Annotated in this window: 10 protein-coding genes; 2 read left to right on the top strand and 8 right to left on the bottom strand. The window is 69.0% G+C overall.

The window, feature by feature from the left end:
- Positions 1–2: 2 nt before the first annotated feature.
- From OA56_RS10390 to OA56_RS10370, 5 genes are read right to left on the bottom strand one after another with little or no spacing between them, the layout of a single operon-like run.
- Positions 3–4,973 carry a hybrid sensor histidine kinase/response regulator gene (locus OA56_RS10390; RefSeq protein ID WP_461585155.1) on the bottom strand — a complete coding sequence of 1,657 codons (4,971 nt, stop codon included), beginning with the start codon at positions 4,971–4,973 and terminating at the stop codon, positions 3–5.
- 18 nt (positions 4,974–4,991) lie between these two features.
- Positions 4,992–6,674: a methyl-accepting chemotaxis protein gene (locus OA56_RS10385; RefSeq protein ID WP_055423872.1), complete on the bottom strand. Its 1,683-nt coding sequence runs from the start codon at positions 6,672–6,674 to the stop codon at positions 4,992–4,994.
- 35 nt (positions 6,675–6,709) lie between these two features.
- Positions 6,710–7,243, bottom strand: a complete 534-nt coding sequence (locus OA56_RS10380; RefSeq protein ID WP_055423873.1) for a chemotaxis protein CheW — start codon at positions 7,241–7,243, stop codon at positions 6,710–6,712.
- 5 nt (positions 7,244–7,248) lie between these two features.
- Entirely contained in the window at positions 7,249–7,614 is a 366-nt protein-coding gene (locus tag OA56_RS10375) for a response regulator (RefSeq protein ID WP_055423874.1), read from the bottom strand.
- A gap of 4 nt (positions 7,615–7,618) precedes the next feature.
- A complete protein-coding gene (locus tag OA56_RS10370) occupies positions 7,619–8,032 on the bottom strand; it encodes a response regulator (RefSeq protein ID WP_055423875.1) in 414 nt (137 codons plus the stop codon).
- Positions 8,033–8,093: 61 nt separating this feature from the next.
- Between OA56_RS10370 and thiE the strand changes: the two genes are divergently transcribed.
- Positions 8,094–8,756, top strand: coding sequence for a thiamine phosphate synthase (gene thiE, locus OA56_RS10365; protein WP_461585152.1), 663 nt, complete (start codon positions 8,094–8,096; stop codon positions 8,754–8,756).
- On the top strand, positions 8,753–10,045 hold the full coding sequence (gene hemL / locus OA56_RS10360; protein ID WP_461585150.1) for a glutamate-1-semialdehyde 2,1-aminomutase: 1,293 nt from the start codon (positions 8,753–8,755) through the stop codon (positions 10,043–10,045). Before thiE ends, hemL begins: the two co-directional genes overlap by 4 nt.
- 40 nt (positions 10,046–10,085) lie before the next feature.
- On the opposite strand, the gene aroE is transcribed toward hemL, so the two are convergent.
- From aroE to OA56_RS10345, 3 genes are read right to left on the bottom strand one after another with little or no spacing between them, the layout of a single operon-like run.
- Positions 10,086–10,919: a shikimate dehydrogenase gene (gene aroE, locus OA56_RS10355; protein ID WP_461585148.1), complete on the bottom strand. Its 834-nt coding sequence runs from the start codon at positions 10,917–10,919 to the stop codon at positions 10,086–10,088.
- A gap of 1 nt (position 10,920) precedes the next feature.
- A complete protein-coding gene (locus OA56_RS10350) occupies positions 10,921–11,823 on the bottom strand; it encodes an energy transducer TonB (protein ID WP_141056505.1) in 903 nt (300 codons plus the stop codon).
- Positions 11,820–13,733 (bottom strand): ribonuclease catalytic domain-containing protein, encoded by a 1,914-nt coding sequence (locus OA56_RS10345; RefSeq protein WP_055423879.1) that lies wholly within the window; start codon positions 13,731–13,733, stop codon positions 11,820–11,822. Before OA56_RS10345 ends, OA56_RS10350 begins: the two co-directional genes overlap by 4 nt.
- Positions 13,734–13,818: the final 85 nt, after the last annotated feature.

The following is a 13,818-nucleotide window of genomic DNA, read 5'->3' as shown; positions in this document are numbered from 1 at the left end:
GCTCAGGCGGGCTTGGCCGCGGCCTCGCGGTAGCGGCGCAGCAGGCGCAGGAGCTCGTCTTCGTCGTAGGGTTTGCCGAGATAGGCGTTGGCACCCAGCGCCATCGCGTGCGCCTGGTGCTTCTCGGCAAGGCGCGAGGTGATGAGCACGACCGGGAGATGGCGCGTGCGCGCATCGGCCCGGATCTGGCGCAGCAGCTCGAATCCGTCCATGCGCGGCATCTCGATGTCGGAGAGAATGGCCACCGGCAGACGTTCCTCGGAGGTGAGCTTTTCCAGCGCCTCCATGCCGTCCTTGGCGAGCAGCACCTCGTAGCCCTCCCGTTCGAGGAGCCGTCCGGTGATGCGCCGTACGGTGAGCGAGTCGTCGACCACCAGCACCAGCGGTTTGGCGGGAGATGGGCCCCGCGCCTCGGCCTGCGCTCTTGCGACCGAGACCTCGGCGGGCGTGCGCGCGAGCGCCACGGGGTTGAGGATGAGAGCGATCTCGCCGTCGGCAAGGAGCGTCGCGCCCAGCATACCGGCGATGCGCTTGAGGTGCGGTCCGGCCGGCTTGGCGATCACCTCCTGGTTGCCGGCAAGCCCATCGACGTGCAGCGCGATCCGTTCTTCGCCCGAGGCGAGCAGCACCACCCAGTTGCGGCGATCGAGCGGTTTGGGCTGGTCGGGGCGATCGAGCAGATGCGGCAGATAGCGCAGCGGATAGGTCTTCCCTTGCCAGAGCAAATGCCCCATCTGCTGCGCGGCGCGCAGCGCCTCGGCCGGGAGGTGTTCGGTTTGAACGATGAGATTGGCCGGAATCGCCCAGCGTCGATCGAGTGCGCGCACGAGCAGCGCCTGGGTGATGGCGAGGGTAGTGGGCAACAGGATGCGGAAGGCGGTGCCGCGGCCGGGGGCGCTCGTGAGGTCGATGCGCCCGCCCAGCGCCTGGATTTCGCTGTGGACGACGTCCAGCCCCACGCCGCGGCCGGCGATCTGGCTGAGCTCGCTGGCGGTGGAGAATCCGGGCAGGAAGACGAGCCTTGCGAGGCTTGCTTCGTCGGGTTGGGCATCGGGGCCGAGCAGCCCGGCGGCGCGGGCGCGTTCGAGGATGGCAGCGTAATCGAGGCCGCGGCCGTCGTCCTGCACCCGCAGTTCGATCTCGCTGCCGAGATTGCGCACGGCCAGCGTGATCTGCCCGAATTCGGGCTTGCCTGAGGCCCGCCGTTCCTCGGAGGATTCGATGCCGTGGGCGACGGCGTTGCGCAGCAGGTGCTCGAGCAGCGGCACCATGCGCTCGAGCAGTGCCCGCTCGAGCGTGACCTGAGCGCCTTCGATGTCGAGGTTGACGCGTTTGCCGAGTTCCTTGGCCGTCTGACGCACGACCCGGTGCAGGCGAGCCGCGACGCTGGCGACCGGCGCCGAACGTACCTGCATCAGTTCGTACTGCACCTCGCGGGTGAGGCGGGCTTGCTGGTTGAGGGCAGTTTCGGCGCGGTCGAGGTGCGACAGCGCGCTTTGCTGGATGGTGGCGACGTCGGCGATCCCTTCGGCGAGCAGGCGCGTGAGTTCCTGCAGGCGCGTGTAGCGGTCGAGTTCGAGTGGATCGAACTCGGCCTGCGCCGTCTCGGCCGTGTGCAGGCGCGTCTGCATCTGCGTCTCGGCCTGGATCTCGAGCTCGCGCAGATGGGTGCGCAGGCGGATGACGTCGTCGGTGAGCTCGAGCACGGCGCCGCGCAGGGCGAGAAGATCCTGTTCCGCGCGCGCCCGCAGGACGCCGATCTCGCCGGTGTCGTTGACCAGCCGGTCGATGGTGGCGGCGTGCACACGCAGGGTGACGTGGGCGGTCTCTGCGCTTTCCCGCGCCGGGACGGGGGGGAGGGATTCGGTGCCGGCCGCGGCAGGGGAGGGAGTCTCCGCCGTTGCCAGCGCAGGCAGGGCGGCAAGGCGGCGGAAGAGCGCATAGGCGGCTTCGATGCCGTTGCGCGCGAGCTCGCGGGCCGCGGGCCCGGCTTCCTTGAGTTCCTGCTCCAGACGGTGGATGCGCTCGCCGAGCTCCAGCGCGCCGGCCATGCGGGCGCTGCCCTTGAGGGTATGCAGGGTACGGGCGATCGCCTCGACGTTTTTCTCGTCGCTCGTTTCGTCCCAGCGGTTGAGCTGCTCGAAGAGGCTCTCGAAGAGCGTCTCGCCCTCGTCGAGGAAGACCGGCAGGAGCTGCAGGTCGATTTCCTGGGCGACTTCTTCCACAGGAGGCGCTTCTCGGGCAGTTTCTGGGACCTCTGTGGGGGGGGCGGCTTTCGCCTCGACCTCGTTGGGAGCGGTGGGTTGGGGTGGAGGCACCGCTGCCTGAGGAACGGTGCCGACGGCTTCGATGAGGGGCAGCAGATCGGCGGGAGGTTCGGGAATTTGTCCGGCTTCGACGCGCTCGAGGGCGGCGCCGAGCCGCTCGGCAGCAGCGCGTAGGACCGTGCATTCCTGTGCGTCGGGGGCGCGCTGGGCCTTGGCGAGGCGCTCGAGCGCGAGTTCGAGCGCCCGGCCCAGCTCGTGCATCTCGAAGACCTTGGCGGTGGCCGAGATGCCGGCCAGCGTGTGGATGTGTCGTACGAGAGGCTCATCGGGCGGCTGGGCGGCCTCCTCGTCGAGGTAACGGCGCAAGGCGGCGAGCCGCTCGCGCGCTTCTTGGCGGAAGGCATCGAACACGGCGCGCGAGACGCTGCGATCCCCGAAAACGTGTTTCGGCGGCTCGGGAGGCGGAAGAGGTTCGGCTGGCGGTGCGGCCTCGGGGCTTTCGAGCGAGCGCAGGCGCTCGGCTTCGGCCGCGAGCGCGGCGGCCTGCGCGGGCGTTTCGATCCGGCCGGCAGCGATTGCCTCCACCCAGTCGGCGAAGAGACGGTGTGCCTGCTGGAGCAGCTGCATCAGCGCGGGGGTGGCCGGCCATTGCCGCTGCAGCCAGGTATTGAGAGTCTGCTCCAGGGCCCAGGCGCACTCGCCGAGCTCGGTGAGACCAACCATGCGGCCACTGCCCTTGAGGGTGTGGATGCCGCGGCGCACCTCGGTGAGCGCTTCGAGATCGTCCGGTCGTTCCTCCAGATCGGGAAGGCGGCGCTCCAGGGTGGCGAGCACTTCGCGCGCTTCTTCGAGGAAAATGTCGAGGAGTTCTTCTTCGATCGCACCGCCGGCCGATGCCTGGGTCTCGCTCGGCGGGACAGGGGGTCTGGCCCGTTCGACGGAGGCCTCTTCGGGAGAGGGGGCCTGAATCGAGGCGAGGGAAGCTGCTGCGGGCGAAGATGCTTCTTCTTTTTCTTCCTCGAGCAGCAGCGTGGCGCCGAGTTCCTCTCCTTCGGCCGCGAAGAGTTCCTGCAGGGGGATGGCGGTGGCCTGGGGGGCGATCGCTGCGGTTTCCTGGAGGGACTCGCCGCGCGCCAGCGCCTCGGCGCGGGTATGGAGATGGGCAAGGGTCTCGACGAGCCGGTGCTGCTCGGCCTCTTCGAGGCTGCCGTGTTCGGCCAGGCGTTCGACCAGGGGAGGAAGCTGGGCGAGTGCTTTGGCTTCTTCGTCGGCGCCGATGAGCAGCAAGGTGGCGCGGGCTTCGGCGATCAGGCGGTTGATGCGGTCCTGGTCGAGGGGTTCGGTCGGATCGCGGTAGTAGCGATCGAGCAGGGTCTCGGCTTCGGCGAGCAGACGGGAGAGTTCCCTTCCGATGCTGCGGCTGTCGGCTTCGGAGGCCTGGGCCTCGATCTCGGGCAGGGGGCGGTTGTCGATGAGGGCGCGCAGCCGCTCGACCTGCGTCTGGAGCCGCTGCTCGGTGCGCTCGTCCCAGTGGGCGGCGCGGCAGTAGGCCGAAAGGACGAGGAGCGTGCGGGCGAGCTCGAGCTGGGCCTGTGCGGCCATGGAGTCGTTGGGATGATCTTCCATCCATTGGACGAGGGCGGCGAGCGCCTCGATGGCCTGCTCGATGCTCTTGCGCCCCAGCGGCTGGGCGAGGCGGCGAACCGCGTCGAGATCCTGGGAGAACGAACCCAGGTGGAAGACGGGAGCCTGGGTGAGCCGTTCCCAGTGCTCGGCCAGTCGATCGAGCCCCTCGGCCAGGGCGTCGAGTTGGGCGCGCAGGGGAAGCTCGGGCAGGGGGAGATCCTGGTCTTCCAGGGCCTCGGCGAGCCGCCAGTGCTCGTGCAGCAACTGCTGCGCCCGGCTGTGGGGCTCGAGCTGGGCGACGGGATGGGTGAGTGCTTGCAAGAGCCGGCGGGGTGGGCGAGAGAATTTCCCGGCGTGGCGCATCGTGCGGTGCAGGTCGTGCAGGATGCGCTTGGAAGCCTCGTCGCGCGCCAGACGCCCTTCCCTGAGGGCGTCGGCATAGGCGAGCGCGGCCAGCCATAGGGGCTCCAGGGGGCGGCCGGCATCCAGCTTGAGCAAACCCGCGAGCGCCTCGCGGATGGGCGTGAGGGAGGCGACGGCTTCGCGCTCGTCGGCCGGTTTCAGCCAGCCGACGAGGCCCTGTTCGAAGCGGCGCAGCAAGGCGGCGCGGATGCGGGCTTCGTCGGAGACGACGGGCTGAGGCTGAGGTTGGATCGAGACTTCGAACTGGAAGAGATCGCTTTCAGCGGCGGTGGAATCGCCGGCGAGCGCGGCGAGCTCGAGGTAGTGCCGACGCAGGCGCAGCGGCTGGTCGCGTCCGGCGTGGATGAGCTCGAGGAAGTAGTTTTCGGCGGCGACGGCGGCGCGGTACAGCCGCTGCAGGGCTTCGGGATCGGGATCGGGCCGGGCGGAGATTTTTTCCAGGGCGCGGCCGAGCAGGTCGACGTAGTCGGCGAAGCCTTCGATGCCCGCGACGATGAGCACGCCCCGGGTCTCGTGCAACGCCGCCCTGGCCTGCCGCAGTGCCGCGGGGTCGTTGTGCGCGCTGGCCCGCTCACAGGCCAGACGCGCCCCCGCGAGGACGCGTTCGACTTCTGGGGCGATCCAGGATAGGGGTTCGGAGGCGGGGCGATGCACCATGGCGTTCGTCTCGGGCGATCAGACGCGGAAACCGGCGACCGAACCGCGCAGATCGGCGGCGAGCTCGGCCAGCGATTCGACGGATTGGACGGTGCGTTCCGTCCCTTCCCGGGTCTGCTGCGTGATGGCGAGGATTTCGCGCATGAGGGCGGAGACCTGGGCGCCGCGTTCGGCCTGGGCCTGGATGTCGTGGGCGATCTGGGTGATGCGGGTGGCGGTCTCTTTGGCGACTTGCGAGATTTCCTCGAGGGCGGCGCCGGCCGAATCGGAGAGCGCCGTGCCGGCGACGACCTCGCGCGTGGCCGCTTCCATCGAACCCACGGCGTCCTGGGTGTCGGCTTGAATGGTCTTGACGATGGCGGCGATCTGCTTGGTGGCCTCGGCCGAGCGCTCGGCCAGCCGCTGCACTTCCTCGGCCACCACGGTGAAGCCGCGCCCCGCCTCGCCCGCAGCCGCGGCCTGGATGGCAGCGTTGAGCGCGAGCACGTTGGTCTGGTCGGTGATGTCGGAGATGAGTTCCACGATCTCGCCGATCTCCTGCGAGGATTCGCCCAGCCGCTTGATGCGTTTGGCGGTTTCCTGGATCTGGTCGCGGATGCGGTTCATGCCCTCGATGGTTTCATTCACCGCCTGCGCCCCTTTGGCCGAGGCTTCGAGCGAGCGGCCGGCGGAGGCGGCGGCGCCTTCGGCGGAAGCGGCCGTCTCATGCAGGGCGTGGGCCATGTCCTGGACGATGCCGTCGGCCTCTTCGATCTTTTCGGTCTGGGTCTGGGCCGCTTCGAGCAGCTCGCCGGAGATGCGGCGCGCTTCTTCGGTGGAGTCGGTGATGCGCTCGGCCGTGTCGTTGATGCGCCGTACCAGCGAGGCGAGCTCTTCGATGGCGTAGTTCACCGAGTCGGCGATCGCCCCCGTGATGTCTTCGGTGACGGTGGCGCGGATGGTGAGGTCGCCGTCGGCCAGGTCGGAAATCTCGTTGAGCAGCTGCATGATGGCCTGCTGCGTGCGGGCGTTTTCTTCTTCGAGCCGCTGCCGTTGGCGTTCGGCCTCGAGCTCCCGGGCGCGGGCGTCGTCGAGATAGGTCTTGCCCAGGGCGAGGAAGACGAGAATGAGGACGACGGCCGCCGCGATCATACCCTGATAGCGGGTCGAGAGGGCGTCGTCGCCGGCTTGCTGCACGCTCTGGCGCAGGGCGCTCGCTTCGCCGAGCATGCGTTCGAGTCGTTGGTCGATGGGGCGCAGGGCCGCCGCGACGTCGGACGGTTCGCTCGGGGGGGATTCGAGGAGTTTCTGCAGCTCGGGGCGCAGCTCGTTCCAGCTTTTCTGGAGCGAGCCGGCGTGCCCGGCGAGGCGCTCGTCTTCCGTAGCCATGTCCGACAGGGTGCGCAGCGCCTCTTCGAGGCGGCGGCGTTGCCCTTCCAGGGCTTTCACGGCCTCGGCATCGGCTTGGAGCGCCCGGGGCAGGGTTCGCCCCAGGTCGCTTAGGGCGTCCCGGGCCTGATCCGCCACAGCGAGGCGTTCGCGCGTGCTTGCCGCGGTGTAGCTGGCCGAGGCGACGAGGCCGACGAGGCCGAGGATCGATACGATCAGCAGGACCGACAGGAGAAGGATACGCTGCCGCAGCGCTCCCCCCTTCGTGCCGGGGGTCGTGGAGGTGTCGGCGGCCTCAGCAGGGGTGCGGGAGGAAAACAGACGAAACGCCATGGTAGGGTCCTCGTTGCTCGGATGCGGTCTTCAGGTCAGCTCGAACCGAGGAGGGACGAGCCGGAATCGATGCCATAGAAAAGTGGGTCGGTGATGAGCCGGCTCGCGTCGATCAGGATGCAAGGCCGGTCGTCATCGGGTGCCCGATAGGCGCGCACGTGCCAGGGGCGGGAAAGGGGATGCTCCATGGGCGTGAAGGACTCGAGGGGCCGCAGGCCGACTGCCTCGGGCAGCAGGAGCGCCGTGTTTTCGATGAGGCGGGTGGCCAGCACCAGGAGTTGCGCACGTTTGCTCCTCTGGGTGGGCGTGTGGTTCTCCAGCCAGCAGAGGTCGACCACGCCGATGAGGTTGCCGCGCACGTTGGCCAGACCCCGGTAACAGGCGGGGGCGCGGGGAACCGGGGCGAGGGTGAATTCGTTGGCGATGGCGGAGGCGTCGGTGAGGGGCAGCAGCAGCCGGTGACCGGCGGCGGGGAGCACCAGCCAGTGCTCGGTACGGGCGGCAGAGGCCTGGGCGAGCCGTTCGGCGAGCCGTTCCTGGAATTCGCGCAACGAAGTCCGTCGGGCCATGGGCGTCATTCCATGCTGCGGATGGCGGCAAGGAGCGCCGTTTCGTCGATGGGCTTGACGAGGTAGGCCACCGCGCCTTGCCGCAGGCCCCAGGCGCGGTCGGCTTCCTGGCCTTTGGTGGTGCAGATGATGACCGGGATGTGGCGCGTGGCCGCGTCGCGATGCAGCTGGCGCGTGGCCTGATAGCCGTTCATGCCGGGCATGACCACGTCCATCAGCACGAGGTCGGGGAGCTCGGCGCGCGCGAGCGCGAGGGCCTGTTCGCCGTTCTCGGCGGTGAGCACCTGATAGCCCTCGCGGGTGAGGAGCTCGGTGAGGGCGAGCCGTTCGGTGGGAGAGTCGTCGACGACGAGGATACGGCGGATGGGCATGGGCTCAATCTCCTTTCGCCGGGGGTCGCGCCTCGGTCTTGGGCGGCCAGTGCCGGGCGATGGCCTCCAGCAGCTCGTTCTTGGTGAAGGGTTTGGTGAGGTACTCGTCGGAGCCCACGAGCTGCCCCCTTGCCCGGTCGAAGACGCCGTCCTTCGAGGTGAGCATGATCACCGGGATGTGGCGGAATTTGGGATTTTGCTTGATGAGGGCGCAGGTCTGGTAGCCGTCGAGACGGGGCATCATCACGTCGATGAAGATGAGATCCGGCGCGAACTCGACGACTTTGGCGAGCGCGGAAAACCCATCTTCGGCCAGCATGACTTCGTAGCCGGCCTGGCCGAGGAAGATCTCCGCGCTGCGGCGGATGGTGTTGCTGTCGTCGACCACCAGGATGCGTGGTTTGCGTTCGGTGTTCACGTCGGATCCCCGTTCTTGGCAGGCAGGCCGTGTCGGCGATGATCCATGATACCATGATCCAATGCAAACGCGTTTTTCTCGGTCGCCCGCGCGCGGCCTGTATCTGATCACCCCCGACGAGCCTGACGACGGCGCCCTCTTCGCGGCGCTGCGCACGGCGCTCGCCGCCCGCCCGGTGCTGGTGCAATACCGCAACAAGGCGCTCGACCGCGCCGCCAGGGCACGTCAGCTCGAGCGCATCGCACCGCTGGTGCGGGCTGCCGGGGCGGCGCTCGTCGTCAATGACGATGTCGAGCTCGCCGCCCAGTTCGAGGCCGGGGTTCATCTGGGCAAAGACGACGGTTCGATCGCGCAGGCGCGGCGCTTTCTGGGGCCGCACGCACTCATCGGGGCGAGCTGCTACGCGGAGCTCGGGCGGGCGCAGGCGGCACTCGCCGAAGGAGCGAGCTACGTCGCTTTCGGGGCGATGTATCCTTCCCCGACCAAGCCCCAGGCGAGCCGCGCCTCGCTCGAACTCCTGCGCTGCGCCCGCGCCGAGCTCGCCGTACCGATCGCAGTGATCGGTGGCATCACTTTGGAGCGCGCCGACGAGCTCGTCGCTGCCGGGGCCGATTGGCTCGCCGTGATCTCGGATCTCTTCGCCGCGCCCGATCCGCTGGAACGGGCGCTCGCCTGGGCGGCGTGGCACAATCGCGTTTTCGGCACGGAAGGGAAGGAACGATGACGGATCGCAACGAAGCGTGGTTCGAACGGGCCCGGCGCGTGATTCCGGGCGGAGTGAATTCGCCGGTGCGGGCATTTCGCTCGGTGGGGGGCACGCCGCGCTTCATCCGGCGCGCACAGGGCGCCTACCTCTGGGATGAAAACGGGACGCGCTATATAGATTACGTCGGCGCCTGGGGGCCGGCGATCGCCGGGCACGCGCACCCGAAGATCGTGGAAGCGGTGCAGCGGGCGGCCGCCGACGGACTCTCCTTCGGCGCCCCCACGGCGCTGGAAGTGGAGATGGCCGAGCGGCTCACGGCGCTGCTGCCGTCGCTCGAGCTGGTGCGGCTGGTGAGCTCGGGCACCGAGGCCACGATGAGCGCCATTCGCCTGGCGCGCGGCTACACGGGGCGCGCCCGCATCGTCAAGTTCGAGGGGTGCTACCACGGTCACGCCGACGCGCTGCTCGTCAAGGCGGGCTCCGGCGCCCTCACGTTCGGGCACCCGAGTTCGGCCGGCGTGCCCGAAGGGGCGGCGCGCGATACCCTGGTGTTGCCCTACAACGATCTGGCGGCAGTGGAGGCGGCCTTTGCCGAGTGCGGCGACGAGATCGCCGCGGTGATCGTGGAGCCGGCTGCCGGCAACATGAACCTCGTCAAGCCGCGTCCCGGTTTTCTCGAAGGACTGCGCGCGCTGTGCGACCGCCACGGCGCGGTGCTCATCTTCGACGAGGTGATGACGGGGTTTCGCGTGGGGCTGCAGGGGATGCAGGGTCGCACCGGCATCCGGCCCGACCTCACCACGCTGGGCAAGGTGATCGGCGGCGGCATGCCGGTGGCCGCCTTCGGCGGACGGCGCGAGATCATGGAGTGCGTCGCCCCGCTCGGGCCGGTGTATCAGGCAGGCACGCTCTCCGGTTCGCCCGTGGCGGTGGCCGCCGGACTCGCTTCGCTCGAGCTCGTCGCCCAGCCGGGATTCTACGAACGGCTCGAAGCGCTCACCGCCCGGCTGGTGTCGGGATTGCAGCGTGCGGCCGAGGAGGCGGGCGTGCCGTTCGCGGCCGATTCGCTCGGCGGCATGTTCGGCCTCTATTTCGCGCCCCAGGTGCCGGGTTCCTACGCCGAAGTGATGGCCTGCGACGTCGAGCGCTTCAAGCGCTTCTTCCATGCCATGCTGGCGGCGGGGCATCATTTCGCGCCCTCCGCCTTCGAGGCGGGGTTCGTCTCGGCGGCGCACACTGAAGCCGACATCGATGCCACGGTGGAAGCGGCGCATCGGGCGTTCGCTACCCTTGGGCACCTCGAATAACCTGCTGCGCAGCGGTTCTTCGAGCGACCCCCTTTGATCCTCAGCCCGCGAGCGCGGCGCGCAGGCGGGCATACACCGCCTGGGCGTCCGGGCGCACGCCGCGCCAGAGGAAGAAGCTCTCGGCGGCCTGTTCCACCAGCATCCCCAGGCCGTCGGCGGTGTGCGCGCCGTGCCGCGCCGCCTCGCGCAGGAAGGGCGTAGGGGCGGCGCCGTACATCATGTCATAGACGAAGGGCCTTGCGGCGAAGAGCTCCGGCGGCAGCGGCGGCAGCTCGCCGGCGAGGCTCGCGCTGGTGGCGTTGATCAGCAGCGTGAAAGGGGGGCGCAGCGCATCCCAGGTTTGCACGTCCAGTTTCACGCCCGTCTCGGCGGCGAGCGCTGCGAACGCGCGGGCGAGCGTCTCGGCGCGGGCAGGAGTGCGGTTGGCAAGCACCAGCCGCCGCGGCCGTTCGCGCAGAATCGGCCCCAGCACGCCGCGCGCGGCGCCGCCCGCGCCCACGAGCAGCACCTCGGCTCCCGCGAGCGGCACGCCGTGGCGCCGTGTCAAGTCGCGCACCAGTCCCACGCCGTCCGTGTTGTCGGCCAGAAGCCGCCCCTCGCGCGCGATGAGCGTATTGGCGGCGCCGGCCTCGCGCGCGCGCGGCAGCGCCTCGTCGGCGAGCGCCAGCGCCTCTTCCTTGAAAGGCAGCGTCACGTTGGCGCCGCGCCCCCCTTCGGCGAAAAAACGCCGCGCCGCTTCGGCGAAGCCCTCTGCGCCGGGGTCGATCGCCTCGTAGTCGAGATCCTGTCCCATCTGTTCGGCAAAGGCGCGGTGGATGAAAGGCGACTTGCTGTGCGCCACCGGGTGGCCGAAGACGGCGTAGCGATCGGTCATTTCATTTCCCCTGCAGGCGCGATTCGCGGGTGAAGGTCCAGGTGCGCTTGATGACGATCACGTCGGTGTCGGCGCGGATCTCCGGGGGAAAGGGTGCGTAAGGGGAGCCGAGCCGGACGATGCGAAGCGCCGCCTCGTCGAGTACCGGCTGGCCGGAGGAGCGTTCGATGTGCGCGTCGATCAGCTCGCCATCGGCGCGGATCGACACCGACATGAGCAGGCTCCCGTAGAGTTTGCCCCGCGCTTCCTCGGGATAATTGAGGGTACCGATGCGCTCGACCTTGAGCCGCCAATCCTCGATGTAGCGCGCGAAGCGGTATTCCTTGACGTTGGCGCCGAAGAATCGCTTGCGAGGTTGCCCCGCCACGGCGCGTTCCGTGTCGTCGAGCGCCGCGTGCAGGCGGGCGACGCTCGCCGTCTGGTCGAGCAGGTCGAGGCCGCTCGGCGTGGGCGTGGCCGGAGCGGTGGGCTCGGGCGCGGAAGGAGTCGCTTTTTCAGGAGAGGGGCGGCTCAGCTTGCGCCTGGTGGTGCTGGCCGTTTCTTGATGTCGGCTGCGGGCTTCGAGCGGGCTGTCGCTGGGATGCTCGCGTTCGAGGGGAGGCTGGGCGGTGGTCGGAACGGGGGCGGTCTTCTCGTTGCCGCCGCCGGCAAGGGAGGTCTGGGCCAGGGCTTTTGCCTCTTCCGGCGTCGAGCGGCTATAGGCATTGACCAGGACGATCTCCAGCCCCTCGTCTTTCTGCGCCGCGAGCCGGGCTTCGGGCGGAACGAATCCCAGGGAGAGCAGCAGGGCATGCAGGGCGAGGGAAAGGAAGATCGCCCAAGCGAAGGGGGATCGCCGCCACTGCCGCCACGTGTGCGTTGCGGTATCGCGCAGGGAAAAAAGAGGCAGCGAACGGGGGTTCATGGCTCCACGATGAGGGCGGCGGTCGCGTCGGGGGATTCTTCCTGCGTAAGGAGACGACGGAAACGCAGCCGAAGTTCCATCTCGACGAGATCGATGCGCTCGACTTCCAGCTCGACCCGCCGACCCGCGTCGGTGGGGGGCAGGGAGGGAACCTTGGCGACGAGCGGGAGCCGCTCACAGCGCACGAGATCGTCACGCAACACCGTGGCGGTGAGCCGCTCCACCCGGTGCTGGCGCAGCCAGCGTAGGCACCAGTAGCGTTCCATGTGGCGCTGGAATTCCTGGTAGGTGGTGTAGGCTGCCTCGAACTGGCGCACGATGCCGAAGAGCTCCTGCCCCCGCTCGGGGAAAGGGGCGGGCGTGCCGCGTACCGTGGCAAGCAGCTGCATCTGGTTGACCAGGTCGACGTAGCGGCGCAGGGGCGAGCTCGACCAGGCATAGCAATCCACCCCCAGACCTTCGTGGCTCTCCGCCTCCAGCGCCATGCGCACCTTGCCGCCGGCGGGCTGGACGCGATAGATGCCCGGCAGCCCATGCTCCGCCAGGCGCTTGCCCCAGGTCTGGTTCGTGAGGATGGCGAATTCGCTCACCAGCTTGTCGATCGGTGCGCCGCGCGGGCGCGGGGTGATGCTCACCCAGCCGGGGCCGTCCTCCGTGACCCGCTCCCAATCGACGTGAAAGAGATAATCGATCTGATTCGGCGTGACCGAGGCTTTGCCGCGCCCCGCCTCGAGCACGGTGGCGAGCTCCCACAGCAGCTTGAGCTCCTCGCGCCAGGGCAGATCTTCGGGCAGGGCTTCCTGCAGCGTCTCTTCGTTGAAGAACGGCTCCAGGGCATGCAGGCGAAGGTTGGCCGCGATCGGCACGCGCTCGAGCCGCGTCTCCATGCCCTGGATGGCGAGCGAGGCATCGACGTCGAGGTACAAGGAGAGGGCGGGCGGGACGTGGCCTTCGGCCAGGGTGAAGCGATCGACCACGTCGGGCGGCAGCATGGTGATCTTGCGGCCCGGCATGTAGACGGTGGACATGCGGGCGCGGGCGATGGCATCGACCGCATCCCCGGGAGAAAGCCCCAAGGCCGGCGCGGCGATATGCACGCCGATGCGCCAGCCCCCGCCGGGACGGCGGGTCACGGAGAAAGCGTCGTCGATCTCGGTGGTCGAGATGTCGTCGATCGAAAACGCCTGCACTTCGGCCAGCGGCAGATCCTCGCAAGGAGGCGGCTCGGGATGCTCGGGAAATTCCAGCCCTTCGGGGAAGACCTCGAAGAGGAAACGGCCGAAGTGGTAGTCGTGTGTCGAGGCGATCGCGCCGACCGAGAGCAGCAGCTGGGCCGTCGAGCAGCGCAGGGCGACGCTTGCGGCCTCCAGCGCCTGGGTTTCGGGGCGGTTGCGGTCGGGCCGGTAGAGGATCTGGGGCAGGGCCGCGGCGATCTCCTCGGGCAGACGTCCCGCTACGAGCTCGTCGCGCATGCGCTCGATCGCTTCCTGGCGCTTGCGTTTCTTCTCCAGACCGGCGAGCGCCGCCTGCAGGATCTCGGCCGGCGCCTTCTGGAAGCGTCCCTTGCCCTTGCGGTGGAAGTGGATCGGCGAGCCGTGCAGGCGCAGCAACAGCGCCGCCGCTTCGACCGCGGAGGGTTCGGCGCCATAGTATTCCCGCGCGAAGTCGAGATAGGAGAACTCTTCCTCGCCGCACACTTCCCACAGGAAGTCGGTGTCGAGCGCCTCGGCCTGGCGCTGGGCCTCGTCGAGCAGCGCCTGAGGTTCCGGTTCGCGGAAGGTGAGGAGCACGGCGTTGCGCTTGATCTTCAACCGGCGGCCGGAAGGAAGCTCGACGTGCAGCGTGGCCTCCTGCTCCGAGACGAGCGTGCCGGCCTTGAAGGCGCCGGACTCTTCGAAAAGGACGAACATGGAACGATGTCGAATGGCTTGATCGCCGGCAGTTTACCCGAAATCGGCGCGATGGCGGAAAAGACTCGGCGCAGCGGCTCAAGTT

This window comes from Tepidiphilus sp. HLB4, assembly GCF_054823945.1.
Note: the sequence above shows the minus strand (reverse complement) of the source record. Positions and strands in the feature narration are given on the sequence as shown.